The organism is Streptomyces sp. McG3 (assembly GCF_018619185.1).
Lineage (GTDB): Bacteria > Actinomycetota > Actinomycetes > Streptomycetales > Streptomycetaceae > Streptomyces.
Window position 1 is genome coordinate 1 of the sequence record NZ_JAAXYC010000211.1, and the last position, 13,771, is coordinate 13,771.

13 protein-coding genes are annotated in these 13,771 nt (G+C 71.7%); 5 read left to right on the top strand and 8 right to left on the bottom strand.

The window, feature by feature from the left end:
* Positions 1–125 precede the first annotated feature (125 nt).
* Both HET64_RS27155 and HET64_RS27160 read left to right on the top strand, forming a co-directional pair.
* Positions 126–842: a DsbA family oxidoreductase gene (locus tag HET64_RS27155; RefSeq protein WP_215109790.1), complete on the top strand. Its 717-nt coding sequence runs from the start codon at positions 126–128 to the stop codon at positions 840–842.
* A gap of 90 nt (positions 843–932) precedes the next feature.
* Positions 933–1,991: an aminotransferase class V-fold PLP-dependent enzyme gene (locus tag HET64_RS27160; protein WP_215109791.1), complete on the top strand. Its 1,059-nt coding sequence runs from the start codon at positions 933–935 to the stop codon at positions 1,989–1,991.
* Between the two features lie 16 nt (positions 1,992–2,007).
* Here the strand turns inward: HET64_RS27160 and HET64_RS27165 are convergent, their stop codons facing one another.
* Positions 2,008–2,514 (bottom strand): MarR family winged helix-turn-helix transcriptional regulator, encoded by a 507-nt coding sequence (locus tag HET64_RS27165; protein ID WP_215109792.1) that lies wholly within the window; start codon positions 2,512–2,514, stop codon positions 2,008–2,010.
* 154 nt (positions 2,515–2,668) lie between these two features.
* On the opposite strand from HET64_RS27165, the gene HET64_RS27170 reads away from it, so the two are divergent.
* Complete coding sequence (locus HET64_RS27170; protein ID WP_215109793.1) at positions 2,669–3,739, top strand: alkene reductase; 1,071 nt, start codon at positions 2,669–2,671, stop codon at positions 3,737–3,739.
* Here HET64_RS27170 and HET64_RS27175 read toward each other — a convergent pair.
* The 6 genes from HET64_RS27175 to HET64_RS27200 all read right to left on the bottom strand — a co-directional run bounded on the left by HET64_RS27175 (position 3,715) and on the right by HET64_RS27200 (position 9,606).
* Entirely contained in the window at positions 3,715–4,752 is a 1,038-nt protein-coding gene (locus tag HET64_RS27175; RefSeq protein WP_215109794.1) for a VOC family protein, read from the bottom strand. The two genes, HET64_RS27170 and HET64_RS27175, sit on opposite strands and share 25 nt — an antisense overlap.
* 102 nt (positions 4,753–4,854) lie before the next feature.
* A complete protein-coding gene (thpD, locus tag HET64_RS27180) occupies positions 4,855–5,748 on the bottom strand; it encodes an ectoine hydroxylase (RefSeq protein ID WP_215109795.1) in 894 nt (297 codons plus the stop codon).
* Positions 5,749–5,754: 6 nt separating this feature from the next.
* Entirely contained in the window at positions 5,755–6,153 is a 399-nt protein-coding gene (locus tag HET64_RS27185) for an ectoine synthase (RefSeq protein ID WP_215109796.1), read from the bottom strand.
* 86 nt (positions 6,154–6,239) lie between these two features.
* Positions 6,240–7,502 (bottom strand): diaminobutyrate--2-oxoglutarate transaminase, encoded by a 1,263-nt coding sequence (gene ectB, locus HET64_RS27190; protein ID WP_097965695.1) that lies wholly within the window; start codon positions 7,500–7,502, stop codon positions 6,240–6,242.
* Positions 7,503–7,660: 158 nt separating this feature from the next.
* Complete coding sequence (gene ectA / locus HET64_RS27195; RefSeq protein ID WP_215109797.1) at positions 7,661–8,191, bottom strand: diaminobutyrate acetyltransferase; 531 nt, start codon at positions 8,189–8,191, stop codon at positions 7,661–7,663.
* A gap of 308 nt (positions 8,192–8,499) precedes the next feature.
* Positions 8,500–9,606: an aminotransferase class V-fold PLP-dependent enzyme gene (locus HET64_RS27200; protein WP_215109798.1), complete on the bottom strand. Its 1,107-nt coding sequence runs from the start codon at positions 9,604–9,606 to the stop codon at positions 8,500–8,502.
* Positions 9,607–9,683: 77 nt separating this feature from the next.
* Here HET64_RS27200 and HET64_RS27205 point away from each other — a divergent pair, with 77 nt between their 5' ends.
* Both HET64_RS27205 and HET64_RS27210 read left to right on the top strand, forming a co-directional pair.
* On the top strand, positions 9,684–10,784 hold the full coding sequence (locus HET64_RS27205) for an amidohydrolase family protein (protein WP_215109799.1): 1,101 nt from the start codon (positions 9,684–9,686) through the stop codon (positions 10,782–10,784).
* 307 nt (positions 10,785–11,091) lie between these two features.
* Entirely contained in the window at positions 11,092–12,060 is a 969-nt protein-coding gene (locus tag HET64_RS27210) for an SCO1860 family LAETG-anchored protein (RefSeq protein WP_215109800.1), read from the top strand.
* Between the two features lie 58 nt (positions 12,061–12,118).
* Here HET64_RS27210 and cobC read toward each other — a convergent pair whose 3' ends face one another.
* Entirely contained in the window at positions 12,119–13,720 is a 1,602-nt protein-coding gene (gene cobC, locus HET64_RS27215; protein WP_215109801.1) for an Rv2231c family pyridoxal phosphate-dependent protein CobC, read from the bottom strand.
* Between the last annotated feature and the right edge of the window lie 51 nt (positions 13,721–13,771).

Below are 13,771 nucleotides of genomic sequence, written 5' to 3' on the forward strand. Positions count from 1 at the left end.
GTCGTGGGGAGGTGGGACGGGCGGGAAGATCCGGGAATCACCCGGTACGGATTCGCGTTCGACTCACTGACCCTGTGCGGAGGACCCCTCCGCGCCCGCCGCGACCCCTGGAGAGTAGAAGAGTCATGCGCGTCGAGATCTGGAGCGACATCGCTTGTCCGTGGTGCTACATCGGCAAGGCCCGCTTCGAGAAGGGCCTCGCGGAGTTCGCCCACCGGGACGAGGTCGAGGTGGTGCACCGCTCCTTCGAGCTCGACCCCTCGCGGGCCAAGGGCGACACCGCGCTCGTGATCGACATGCTGGCCGAGAAGTACGGCCGCAGCCGTGAGGAGGCGGCCTCGATGGAGGCCAACGTCGCGGCGAACGCGCAGGCCGAGGGGCTCGGCTACCGCACAGAGGGCCGTGACCACGGCTCCACCTTCGACCTCCACCGGCTGCTGCACCTGGCCAAGGCCCGCGGCCGCCAGGACGAGCTGCTGACCCTCGCCTACCGGGCGAACTTCGCCGAGGAGCGGTCCGTCTTCGACGACGAGGTGCTGCTGGCTCTCGCCGTGGAGGCCGGACTCGACGCCGACGAGGCCCGTGCGGTGCTCGCCGACCCGGAGGCGTACGCGGACGACGTCCGCACCGACGAGCGCGAGGCGGCCGAACTGGGCGCCAACGCCGTGCCGTTCTTCGTCCTCGACCGCCGCTACGGGATCTCCGGCGGCCAGCCGTCCGAGGTCTTCGTCCAGGCACTGGAGCAGGCCTGGAAGGACCGCCCCGTCACCGCTCTCACCGCCGTCGGCGGGGAGGCGGCGGCCTGTGACACGGACGGGTCCTGCGAGGTTCCGCGCAGCTGAGCCACCCGGAAGCCGTCCATAAGCATTCCTTTGATGCCCCCTCGAATCTACGTGATTGACTTTGGTTCACGGGGGCTTCAGGGTGGACGCATGACGATCCTCGCGCCCATCCAAGCGGCAGCCGTCGAATTCGCACCCGAGGTCACCTACCTCAACACCTCCAGCTGGGGCCTGCTGCCCCGCCGGACGATCGCCGCCGTCAAGGCCCTGGCCGACGAGAACGCCGCGGGGCGCCGGGTGGGGGCGGGCAGCTTCGACGCGGTGGAGGCCGCCCGGGCCGGCTTCGCCCGGCTCGCCGGGGTCCATCCGGACCGGGTCGCCACCGGGAGTTCCGTCACCGTCCACGTCGGCCTGATCGCCGCTTCCCTGCCGCCGGGCGCCGAAGTCCTCTGCCCCGAGGGAGAGTTCTCCTCCGTGGTCAGCCCGTTCGCGCTCCGCGGCGATCTGTGTGTGCGGTACGCGCCGCTCGACGGGCTCGCCGGGGCCGTGCGCCCCTCGACCGACCTCGTCGCCTTCTCCGCCGTGCAGTCGGCCGACGGCCGGGTGGCCGATCTCGCCGCCGTCCGCGCGGCCGCCGCGGTGCACGGCGCCCGGACCCTGCTGGACGGAACCCAGGCGGCGGGCTGGTTCCCGCTGGAGGCGGGGGCGTACGACTACACCGTGACCGGCGGCTTCAAGTTCCTGCTCTGTCCGCGCGGTACGTCGTTCCTGACCGTCACCGAGGAGGCGCAGGACACCCTTCCGCCCCTCTTCGCCGGCTGGGTCTCCGCCGGTGCTCCCTGGACGAGCAACTACGGCCCGCTGGAGCGGCTCGCCCCCACCGCCCGCGGCTTCGACGAGCCGCCCGCCTTCCTCTCGTACCACGGGGCCGAGCACTCCCTGGAGCTGCTCGGTGAAGTGGGGGCCGATGCCCTGTACGCGCACGCCACCGGGCTCGCGGCCCGGCTGCGGGCGGGGCTGGCGGAGCTCGGGCACGCGACCGTTCCCGGGGAGTCGGCGATCGTCTCCGTGCCGGGTCTCGAAAGCCGCCGGCCCGAGCTGGTGGAGGCGGGTGTCGCCGTCTCCGCCCCGGCCGGGAACCTGCGGATCTCCTGCCACCTCTACAACACCGGGGCCGACGTGGACCGGGTGCTGGAGGTCCTGGCCTGAGCTGTGCGGCGCAGGCTCAGCACCGGTCCGGGCAGTCCGCGGTCTCCCGGCAGAGGTTCTCCTCGACCTTCGCCAGCAGCCGGATCAGCTCCGTGCGCTCGGTCGGTCCGAGGCCCGCGAGCGTCTGCTCCTCCAGGCTGCCCCAGGCGTCCCGGACCGCGGTGTGCAGCGCGCAGCTCTCGTCCGTCGCCTCGACCAGCACGGCCCGCCGGTCGGCCGGGTCGGGCCGACGGCGCACATGCCCGGTCTGCTCCAGGCGCTGGAGCATCTTCGTGACCGTGGAGGGGTCCAGGTCCAGGGTCCTGATCAGCTCCGTCTGACGGACCGCGCCGCGATCCCACAGGTGCATCATCAGCAACTCCTGCCCCGGGTAGAGGTCCACCCCCTTGAGCGCCTTGCCCGCGGCGGTCCGGTGCAGCCGGGCCACCCGGGACACGGCGTGGCTGACGGGTCCGCTGAGCGCCGCCATGGGCGGCGCGTTCGTACAGGCGTCTTCCGCGGGGGTGGCGCGGCCGGTGGTCATGGCGGGCTCCTGGGGGGTCCTCGGGGTTGCTGGCGGCGGCTCTCGATGATGCCCGACGGTTTCCCGCAACTTTACCTTGGTCGGCCAATGAATGGGTTACAGTTGCCGCTGTCGTTCGATGCTTGGCCGACCACATACTTTCTTGGGAGCCCTCATGACCACCGCTTTCGACCCGATCGACCTGTCCGGCACCCAGCTGGCCAACCGCATCGCACTGGCCCCGATGACCCGCAGCCGGGCCGGTGAGGGCGGCACCGCCACCGAGCTCACCGTCACGTACTACGCCCAGCGGGCCTCGGCCGGCCTCGTGATCACCGAGGGCATCCAGCCGTCCGTGGTGGGCCAGGGCTACCCCACCACGCCCGGTCTGCACAGCGCCGAACAGGTCGCCTCCTGGCGCAAGGTCACCGACGCCGTGCACGCCGAGGGCGGCCGGATCTTCGCCCAGATCATGCACGCGGGCCGCATCGGCCACCCGGTCCTGCTGCCGGACGGCCTCGTCCCCGTCAGCGCCTCCCCGGTCAGGGCCGAGGGGCAGGTCTACACCCACGTCGGCCCGAAGGACTTCGTCGAGCCGCACGAGCTGACGGACGCCGAGGTCCACGCGACCGTCGCCGACTTCGTCACCGCCTCCCGCAACGCCGTGGACGCCGGCTTCGACGGGGTCGAGCTGCACGGCGCCAACGGTTATCTCATCCACCAGTTCCTGGCCCCGAACACCAACCGGCGCACCGACGCCTGGGGCGGCTCCGACGAGGCCCGCGTCCGCTTCGCCGCCGAGGTCGTCAGGGCCGTCGCCGCCGAGATCGGCCCGGAGCGCACCGCGCTGCGCATCTCGCCCGGCAACCCGTACAACGACATCGACGAGCCCGCCCCGGAAGCCGTCTACACCGCGCTGGTCCAGGAGATCGAGCCGCTCGGCATCGCCTACCTGCACATCCTGGAGGCCGCCCCGATCCGGGAGCTGACCCTCGCCCTGCGCAAGGCCTTCTCCGGGACCGTCGTCATCAACGTGCACTCCGAGGGCGCCACCGGACCCGACGACCACACGGTGATCGACGACGGCATCGCCGACCTGATCTCCTACGGGTCGCTCTTCCTCGCCAACCCGGACCTGCCCGCCCGGCTCAGGGCGGGCGGCCCGTTCAACACCCCCGACCCGTCGACCTTCTTCGGCGGCGACGCCAAGGGCTACACCGACTACCCGGCGCTCGACGCCGTCTGACCGTCCTCGCGCGGCCTTCCGTCCCACCGCCACGAAGTACGGCGCGGATGGCCCGGCAGCTCGGCGCGACCGGTGGCCCACAGCAGTACGGCCCACCGGTCGCCGCCCGCCGGAGCGTCCGGGAAGAGCCGGGCCAGCACCCGGTCGCAGAGCGCCGGGGCCGGCGACCAGTCCAGCCCCAGGCCCTCGGCGAGATCATGCGTGTGCACCAGGGTCTCCACCACGCCCATCGCGGCGAAGCCCTCCGGGTCGGAGATCCCGTACCCGTGGTACGAGCGCACCTCGGGCGGCGTCGTCCGCGCCATCGAGGTCAGCAGCGCACCGCTCGCCTCCAGCGTGGCCAGCAGTCCGGCGGGACCGGCGTCGCGGTCGGCGAAGACCGCGTTGTGGGGCCCGCCCTGCCGTTCCGGCGCCCACCGGTAGGGCACCTCGCGGTCCAGCGGAGGCGTACGGGGGCCCAACTGCACGGCGTACGCCAGCAGATCGTCACTCAGGTGCTCCACCGTCTCCCAGCAGGTCCAGTCGAGGCTCCCCGCGGGTGTGTCCCAGCGGTCCGCCGGGGCTCCTGCCAGCACGTCCACCGCGAGCCGCACGGCCGAGGTCACATCGTCGGCGGTCACCGGAAGCCGGGCCCCGGTGAGCGCAGCCCGCTCGGCGGCGGAGCACTCCACGCAGAACTCGTTGCCCTCGGGATCGGCGAGCGTCGCCCAGCCGCGCCCGTTCGGCCTGCGGTGGTCGCCCACCAGGGTTGCGCCGAGCGCGAGCAGCCGCTCCACCTCCTCGTCCCGGGAGCGGTCCTGCGGCTGGATGTCCAGGTGGACGCGGTTCTTGGTCTGTTTCCTCTCGTCCACCTGGACGAAGAGGACCGCCGCGCCGGGGGCCTCGACCAGCGCCTCCGGGTCGCCGGGGGCGTCCTCGTCGGAGAGCGGCGCGCCGAGCACCTGGGCCCAGAAACCGCCGAGCGCGTAGGCGTCGGCGCAGTCGATCGTGATGTGGCGTACATGGGAAGTCATGGCGGACACCCTCTCCGCTGACCCGGCCCCGGTCCAACGAGTTACGCCGACAGGGGCCGGGACGGCGTACCGTCCCGGCCCCTGTCCCGCCCGTGCGTGCCGCTACTTCACCGGGGTGAAGTCCCGCGCCCCGATGAACTCGGGGCGGCGGATCGGAGCCGCGAAGGGCTCCTGCGCCGCGTTCTCCACGCTGTTGAAGACGATGAAGACGTTGCTGCGCGCGTACGGGGTGATGTTGTCGCCCGACCCGTGCATGGCGTTGCAGTCGAACCAGGTCGCCGAACCGGCCTTGCCCGTGAAGAGCCTGATGCCGTGGCGGTCGGCCATCTTCGTCAGCGCCTCGTCGGAGGGGGTGCCGGCGTCCTGCATCTGGAGCGACTTCTTGTAGTTGTCCTCGGGCGTCTCGCCCGCACAGCCGAGGAAGGTCTTGTGCGAACCGGGCATGATCATCAGCCCGCCGTTGGTGTCGAAGTTCTCGGTCAGCGCGATCGACACGGACACCGTCCGCATGTTCGGCAGACCGTCCTCCGCGTGCCAGGTCTCGAAGTCCGAGTGCCAGTAGAAGCCCGTGGCCCCGAAGCCCGGCTTCACGTTGATCCGGGACTGGTGGACGTACACGTCCGAGCCGAGGATCTGGCGGGCCCGGCCCACCACCCGCTCGTCACGGACCAGACCGGCGAAGACCTCGCTGATCCGGTGGACCTCGAAGACGGACCGTACGTTCTGCGACTGCTTCTCGACGATCGAGCGCTCGTCGGCGCGGACCGCCGGATCGGAGATCAGCCGGTTCAGCTCCGCCTGGTAGACGGCGACCTCGTCCGGGGTGATGAGCTGGTCGACGGTGAGGAAGCCGTCGTGCTCGTATCCCTGGAGGTCCTTGGCGGCGACCGGACCCGGTGCGCCCGGCGCGGACCAGATGACCGGGTCCTGGCGGGGAGTGGTCATCTCGGCGGCGCCGCGCGAGGGGTACAGATCGGCGCGTACTTCGGTGGTCATGGTGGTTCAGGCCTCCTCTGTCAGCAGTGGGTAGACACCGTTCTCATCATGGTCCTCCCGTCCGGTGACGGGGGGATTGAAGACACACACGCAGCGGAAGTCCGTCTTGGGCCGCATGGTGTGCCGCTCGTGCCCGTCCAGCAGATACATGGTGCCGGGCCTGATCCAGTGCGTCTCGCCGGTCTCGTCGTTGGTGAGCTCGGCCTCGCCCTCGGTGCACAGCACCGCCTCGATGTGGTTCGCGTACCACATCGAGGTCTCCGTGCCCGCGTACAGCACGGTCTCGTGGAGCGAGAAGCCCACCTTCTCCTTGGCGAGCACGATGCGCTTGCTCTCCCAGGTGCCGGACGCGGACTTCACATGCCGGTCGGTGTTCTCGATGTCACTGAAAGATCGGACGATCACGGTGAGCGGTTGCCTTTCTCTCTGTACGGGGTCCCGGGCCTCGCGGCCCGGGACCTCTCTTCTCCGCCTGCCCCGGCAGCGCCGGGTCAGGCCGTTTCGCGGACGCAGCGGGCCAGCGTGCGCAGGCCCTCGTCCAGTTCTTCGGGGGTGATGGTCAGCGACGGCAGCAGCTTGACGACCTCGCTCTGCGGGCCCGAGGTCTCCAGCAGGAGCCCCAGCTCGAAGGCGCGGGCGCAGACCGCCGAGGCGCGCGCCGGGTCCTCGAACTCCATGCCCCACACCAGGCCCCGGCCGCGGAACTGCGCGGTCGGCTCCTCGGCGCAGATGGCCAGCAGCGTCTGCTCGACCTGCTCGCCGCGGGCCAGGGTCTGCTTCTCCATCTGGCCGTCCGCCCAGTAGGCGTCCAGCACGGCGGCGGCCGTGACGAAGGCCGGGTTGTTGCCGCGGAAGGTGCCGTTGTGCTCGCCCGGCTCCCAGATGTCCAGCTCCGGCTTGAACAGGCAGAGCGACATCGGCATGCCGTAGCCGCTGATGGACTTCGACAGCGTGACGATGTCCGGGACGATGCCGGCCTCCTCGAAGGAGAAGAAGCCGCCGGTACGGCCGCAGCCCATCTGGATGTCGTCGACGATCAGCAGCATGTCCTGGCGGTGGCACAGGTCCTGGAGCGCGCGCAGCCACTCGGCGCGGGCGACGTTGATGCCGCCCTCGCCCTGGACCGTCTCCACGATCACGGCGGCGGGCTTGTTGAGCCCGGAGCCCTGGTCCTCGAGCAGCCGCTCGAACCAGAGGAAGTCGGGGACCGTGCCGTCGAAGTAGTTGTCGAACGGCATCGGGGTGCCGTGCACCAGCGGGATGCCGGCCCCGGCCCGCTTGAACGCGTTGCCGGTCACGGCGAGCGAGCCCAGCGACATCCCGTGGAAGGCGTTGGTGAACGAGACGACGGACTCGCGGCCCTTGACCTTGCGGGCCAGCTTCAGCGCCGCCTCGACGGCGTTGGTGCCGGTCGGGCCGGGGAACATCACCTTGTACGGCAGGTCGCGCGGCCGCAGGATCACGTTCTGGAACGTCTCCAGGAACGCCCGCTTGGCGGTGGTCGCCATGTCCAGGCCGTGGGTGATGCCGTCGCGCTCGATGTAGTCGATCAGCGCTCGTTTCAGCACCGGGTTGTTGTGGCCGTAGTTGAGTGAGCCGGCCCCGGCGAAGAAGTCCAGGTAGGAGTGGCCGTCCTCGTCGGTCAGCCGGGCTCCCTGCGCGCGGTCGAACACGGCGGGCCAGCCGCGGCAGTAGCTCCGTACCTCGGACTCCAGGGTCTCGAAGACGCTCAGGGCGGGCGGGGTGATGGTCACAGCTGATCTCCTGCGTGAGGGGGGTGTGACGGGCAGTGGTCGAGTGCTCCCCGCCGCACGGATGCGGCCGGGACCGCGCCGAGTGGTCGGACGGCGCGGAAAGTCGGTGGGTCCGGGCGTACTGGTCGGGTACGCCGGAGTGCGGTGGCCGGGGCGGCTCAGGTGGCGAACGGGCCTATCCGGTAGAGCACCTCGGGCAGGTGCGTCTCCTCGGGGAACAGCGCGCCGTCGAAGAGCACTTCCTTCTCCAGCGCGACGTCGTGGCGCTGGGCGTAGGACGTGAACAGCCGGTCGGAGGCGGTGTTGTCCGGCGTGATCGTCGTCTCCACGGACGCCAGGCCCTGGTCGGCGGCGACCCGGGCGGTCAGCGCGTCCAGCAGCTTGGCGGCCAGTCCCTTGCCGCGGTGGGCCTGGTCGACGGCCACCTGCCAGACGACGAGGGTCTGGGGGCGGTCGGGCCTGATGTAGCCCGTCACGAAGGCGATGGGCTCGCCGTTCTCGCCACGGGCGACGGCGGAGGTCGCGGCGAAGTCACGGCACCACAGCAGGTAGCTGTACGAGGAGTTCAGGTCCAGGACCTTGGAGTCGCGGGCTATGCGCCAGATCGCGGCTCCGTCCTCCACTCGTGGCGCATCGATACTGAGGAATTCGCTTCGGGCACGGGCAAAATCTGCTGGTGCGGCGGTCATGCGAATTGAATTTACCCAGCAAATTTCGAAATTGCATCGACGTAGAGGGTTGGGTGAAGGGCCTTCATGTGTTATCAGGCGTGCGCGAGATCCCCGACGATTCGGGTACAATTTCCTGCACTTTGTCCCGAATTAATCGGGCATAACGCTTCCCTTGTGGAGTCGGTCACAGGGTTGTAACTCTCGTGAGACGTGTCCGAATCATGAAGTTCGAGGCCGAAAAAAACTGGCCCGTTTAGGTGACGGAAAAGCGGGCAGAAGAATGTGGGAAGCTGCTTTTAATAAAGCAGCTTCCCACACTATGAATATCAGAGGCTCGGCCAGGTTTCCGAAACAGCCCTACGGGCAGCCTCGATATCGACCGGCAGGCCCGCGTCGGCCAGCACCGCCCCCAGGGCCGAGAGCGAGGACAGCACCGCGCCCCGCGTCGCGTCCGCCCCGTAGTGGTTGACCCGGATCATCTCCTTGGAAAGCGCCCCGCCACCCGCGACGAGCGGCAGCGCCGGATCCGCCGCCAGCGCCCCCGCGACCAGCGCGGCCGCGTCCGTCCCCGCCGGGACGCGCAGCGTCGTCGCCACCGGGGCCGCGTCCCGCGCCTCGTGGACGTACGGCTCCAGCCCGCCGCCCAGGGCCACCGCCCCGGCCCGGGTCGCCGCGGCGGCCGAGGCGTGGCGGGCCGTCACCGTGTCCAGGCCCTCGTCCTCGATCCGCGCCACGCAGGCCTCCAGGCCCAGCATCTCCAGCTGCGCCGGGGCGTGCGGCAGCGCCGTCCGGCCGGCGTCGATCCAGCGCTCCTTCCAGTCCAGGAGGGAGAGGTAGGAGCGGCGCGGGGCGGCCGGGTTGGCGGCGATCCGCTCCCAGGCCCGCTCGCTCACCGACACCGCCGACACCCCGGCGGGTCCGCCCATGGCCTTCTGCGCGCCGATCACGCACAGGTCGACGCCCCAGGCATCCGGCAGCAGCGGCTCGGCGCCCACCGAGGCGACCGCGTCCAGCATGAACAGCGCGCCGTGCGCCCGGACCACCTCGCCGATCTCCGCGACCGGGTTGGTGTTGCCGGTCGCCGCCTCCGCGTGCACCAGCGAGACGAAGTCGATCCCCGGGTGCTCGGCGAGCGCCTCGGCGACCTGACCGGCGGTGACCGCGGCGTGGAAGGGCACCGCGAGGTCGACGACCTCCGCACCGCAGTCCCGCAGCCAGTTGCCGAAGGTCTGCCCGTACGGTCCGGTGACGATGTTCAGCGCCATCGAGCCGGGCCGCGCGCCGCTGCGGATGCAGCCCTCCAGCGGCAGCAGCGCCTCGCCCTGGGTGATGACGACGTCCTGCTGTGTGGCGAGGAGCCGGGCCACGCGCCGCTCGATCGCCGCGAAGCGGTCGGCGGTGAGCGGGGGGAGGTCGAGGAAGGGGTGCGTCACGGCGGGGCTCTCTTCGGGATCGTTCGACGGTCGGAATCGCACGGGCAGCCTACCGACGGCCTCGTACAGTGCCGCGTATGAGTGATCAGGAGGAGCAGCGGGTGCTGCGGGTGAAGGGCCGGGTGCTCGTCGGTCCGGACGAGGTGCGGGACGAACTGTGGGCCGTGGACGGGCGGATCACCTACGAGCGGCCGCCCGGCGCCGACGGTGCGGTGACGGTCAGGGGCTGGGCGCTGCCCGGGCTGGTCGACGCGCACTGCCATGTGGGCCTGGACCGGCACGGCCCGGTCGACGCGGCGACCGCCGAGAAGCAGGCGCTCGCCGACCGGGAGGCCGGAACCCTGCTGATCCGGGACGCGGGGTCGCCCTCAGACACCCGCTGGATCGACGACCGCGAGGACCTGCCGAAGATCATCAGGGCCGGCCGGCACATCGCCAGGACCCGCCGCTACATCCGCGACTACGCCCATGAGATCGAACCCGGTGACCTCGTCGCGTACGTGGCCCGGGAGGCCCGGCGCGGGGACGGCTGGGTCAAGCTGGTGGGGGACTGGATCGACCGCGACGCCGGCGATCTGACCGCCTGCTGGCCGCGCGGCGAGGTCGAGGCGGCCATCGCCGAGGCGCACCGGCTGGGCGCCCGTGTCACCGCGCACTGCTTCGCCGAGGAGTCGCTCACCGACCTGGTGGAGGCGGGCATCGACTGTGTCGAGCACGCCACCGGCCTCACCGAGGACACCATCCCGCTCTTCGCCGAGCGGGGGGTCGCGATCGTCCCGACGCTGGTCAACATCGCCACCTTCCCCGACCTCGCGGCGGGCGGCGAGGCCAAGTTCCCCCGCTGGTCCGCGCATATGCGGCAGCTGTACGACCGCCGCTACGACACCGTGCGCTCCGCGTACGACGCGGGGATCCCCGTCTACGTCGGCACCGACGCGGGCGGCTCCCTGGCGCACGGCCTGGTCGCGGGCGAGGTCGCCGAGCTGGTCAGGGCGGGCATCCCGCCCCTGGAGGCCCTCTCCGCCACCACGTGGGGAGCCAGGCGCTGGCTGGGGCGGCCCGTGCTGGAGGAGGGCGCTCCGGCGGACCTGGTCGTGTACGACGAGGACCCGCGCGCGGACGTCCGGGTGCTGGCGGCCCCCCGGCACATCGTGCTGAACGGGCGGGTGATCGGATGAGCCGTCGCCGTGTTGACGAGCAGTGACGGATGCCTCCCCCGGATCGTTGAAGCACCTCTGCGCGCACTCCGGCGCGAGGGCACTTCGCAGGGCCCGCGCCGGGTGAAACGAGTGACACCGGCGAACGCGCGTGCCGAAAGATTCGAATATGCGCGCGGAAACCCCCCTTTGGGGTGAACTCACGCCAGGTGTCCGTCAGTTCACCCTCAGTGCGTAAAGATTCACGGAGTCGAGGCCACCGGCGCAGGCGATGTCCCCCATTGGACTGTGCCGGTGGCTCCATGTCTCTTGTGGGGGTTCCACCATCTTGAACAGCAACACCTTCCGTCTCGCCGCCCTGGCGGTCGCCGCCGGCCCCGTCGCCCTGCTTGCCGCCGTCCCCGCGCACGCAGCCCCGGCGACGCCCACCACCGGCGGCGAGGGCAGGGCGAGCGCGGTCGTGCTCCGTACCGGGCTCGACGTCTCGCTCCTCAACAAGTCCGTCCAGGTGCCTCTCAAGGTCACGCTCAACGAGGTGACGGCCCCGGCCAGCGCCGAGAAGACCGCGCTCAGCGTGAACGTGGACGGGGTGGAGGGCGGAGCCCCGGTCAGCGTCCTGCGCGCCGACGTGGCCACCGCGAACGCCACCGTCGACGAGCACAGGGCCGAGGGCTACACCAACCTGGCGAAGGCCAGGATCCATGTGCCGGGACTGCCGGTGCTCTCGCTCATCGAGGTCGAGAAGGTCACCTCCAAGGCGGTCTGCGCGACCGGCCGGAAGCCCGTCGCCGAGTCGAACGTGCTCGGCCATGTCGCGGTGCTCGGCAAGAAGGTGACGCTCAGCGCGGGCGGGCCGACCCGGGTGGCGGTACCGGGCGTCGGCGAGGTCTCCCTGGACCTCTCCAAGACGGTCACCACCGAGCGCACGGCGGCCGCGACGGCACTTCAGCTCAAGGTGTCGGTCAACCCGCTGAATCTCAACGTCGCCGAGGTGGAGGGCGAGGTCACCCTCGCCGAGGCGACCTGCGAGACCCCGAAGGGGCCGAAGCCCCCCGGGAAGCCGGGCTCCACCGACGGCGGCACCACCGGCGGCGACAGCGGAGGCGAGGGCGGCACGAGCGGCGACGTGAAGACGCAGACCGGCTCCGACACCGGCACCGCCCCCACCGAGGCCAACCTCGCCGAGACCGGCGGCAGCTCCACCACCCCGTACATCGCGGGCGGCGCGGCCCTGCTGCTGGCCGTCGGCGCGGGCGCGACCGTGCTGGCCCGCAGGCGGGGCAGCAGCCAGAGCTGATACGCGTGCGGGGGCGGCGTTCGCACGACGAACGCCGCCCCCGCCCCGGCCGGGCCCCTCAGCGCCCCGATCTCGCGGGCAGCGCCTGCACGGCCTGGTCCAGGGCCTGGAGGAAACGATTGGTCGTGGCCCGGTCGCGGACCGCGAGCCGCAGCCACTGCGGCCCCAGCCCCGGGAACGTGTCCCCGCGCCGCGCCGCGAAGCCCAGCAGCCGCAACCGTTCCCTGACCTCCGCCGCCCGCTCAAGACGCACCAGGACGAACGGCCCCCGGGCCGCGTCCACCACCTCCACCTCGCTGAACTCGGCCAGCCCGGCGAGCAGATGGGCCCGGTCCACCGTGATCCGGTCCGCCGCCTCGGCCGCCTCCACCAGCGCCCTCGGCTCCATGCACGCCTCCGCCGCCGCCAGCGCCGGCGACGACACCGGCCACAGCGGCTGCGCCTCGGACAGCAGCGCCACGGTCTCCGGAGCGGCCAGGACGTAACCGATCCGCAGCCCGGCCAGCCCCCACGTCTTGGTGAGGCTGCGCAGCACCACGAGCCCCGGGACGTCCGTCCGGTCGCACAGCGCCTCGCGCTCACCCGGCACGACGTCCATGAACGCCTCGTCGACCACCAGCGTCCGCCCCGGCCGCGCCAACCGCTCCAGCAGCGCCGCCGGGTGCAGCACCGACGTCGGGTTCGTCGGGTTGCCGATCACCACGAGGTCCGCCTCCTCGGGCACCGCATCCGGATCGAGCCGGAAGCCGTCCTCGGCGCGCAGCAGCACCCGGCCCACCCCGTGCCCGGCCGCCCGCAGAGCCGCCTCCGGCTCCGTGAACTGAGGATGCACCACGATCGGACAACGGGCCGGAAGCGCACGGGCGATCAGGACGAACGCCTCGGCCGCGCCCGCCGTCAGCAACACCCGCTCCACCGGCAGCCCGTGCCGGCCGGCGACCGCGGCACGGGCGGAGGACCCGTCCGGGTAGGAGGCCAGCGAGGTGAGCGACGCGGCTATCCGCTCGCGCAGCCACTCCGGAGGAGTGTGGGTACGGACGTTCACGGCGAGATCGGTCAGATTCTCGCCGCGCACCTCCGCGTCGCCGTGGTGGCGCAGGTCGGGCCCTGCGCTCTCGAAGTTCCGCGTGGGGGGATTCATGGCAGCCATGGTGAACGGACGGGAGCCCGACGTCACCGGTGAGGTGGAAGTTTTCCTCCCGGAAACCTCGAAAGTCCCGGCGACCGCCGGAAACCGGCGGGCCACCGCACAGGTCGCCATCCCCCTGCCGACGGCCTTCCCGCCCGGGGCACGGGTCTTCGGCACCACCAGTTCGTCCGCCTCGATCAGCGCCGCCGCCTCCGCGACCGACGGAGTCCCCACCGCGGCGCCCACCACTCCCGAGGGGTGCGGCACGCGGACCGCGGCCAGTGCCCCGGCCGGATGCGTCCGCAGCGGCACTCCGAGCCGGGCCGCCGCCCCCACGATCCCCGGCTCGTCCGCCCTGGCGTCGACCGTCGCCACCTCCAGCACGTCCGCCGCGTCCAGCCCCGCCCCGCTCAGCACCGCCTCGATCAGGGCGAACACCACATCGCCGGGGGCGCCCCGGCGTGCGCCGACCCCCACCACCAGACTGCGGGCCCCGGACTCCGGTCCGGTGCCGACGGATGCTCCGGTCATCGGCGGAGTCCTGCCTTTCAGGTCATACGTCCCGGTGGTGCGGGGGAGGAG

Bases quoted from the DNA above. Each gene is read 5' to 3' on its own strand.
- HET64_RS27155 (WP_215109790.1), top strand. From the start codon at position 126: ATGCGCGTCGAGATCTGGAGCGACATCGCTTGTCCGTGGTGCTACATC.
- HET64_RS27160 (WP_215109791.1), top strand. From the start codon at position 933: ATGACGATCCTCGCGCCCATCCAAGCGGCAGCCGTCGAATTCGCACCC.
- HET64_RS27165 (WP_215109792.1), bottom strand. From the start codon at position 2,514: ATGACCACCGGCCGCGCCACCCCCGCGGAAGACGCCTGTACGAACGCG.
- HET64_RS27170 (WP_215109793.1), top strand. From the start codon at position 2,669: ATGACCACCGCTTTCGACCCGATCGACCTGTCCGGCACCCAGCTGGCC.
- HET64_RS27175 (WP_215109794.1), bottom strand. From the start codon at position 4,752: ATGACTTCCCATGTACGCCACATCACGATCGACTGCGCCGACGCCTAC.
- thpD (WP_215109795.1), bottom strand. From the start codon at position 5,748: ATGACCACCGAAGTACGCGCCGATCTGTACCCCTCGCGCGGCGCCGCC.
- ectA (WP_215109797.1), bottom strand. From the start codon at position 8,191: ATGACCGCCGCACCAGCAGATTTTGCCCGTGCCCGAAGCGAATTCCTC.
- HET64_RS27205 (WP_215109799.1), top strand. From the start codon at position 9,684: ATGAGTGATCAGGAGGAGCAGCGGGTGCTGCGGGTGAAGGGCCGGGTG.
- cobC (WP_215109801.1), bottom strand. From the start codon at position 13,720: ATGACCGGAGCATCCGTCGGCACCGGACCGGAGTCCGGGGCCCGCAGT.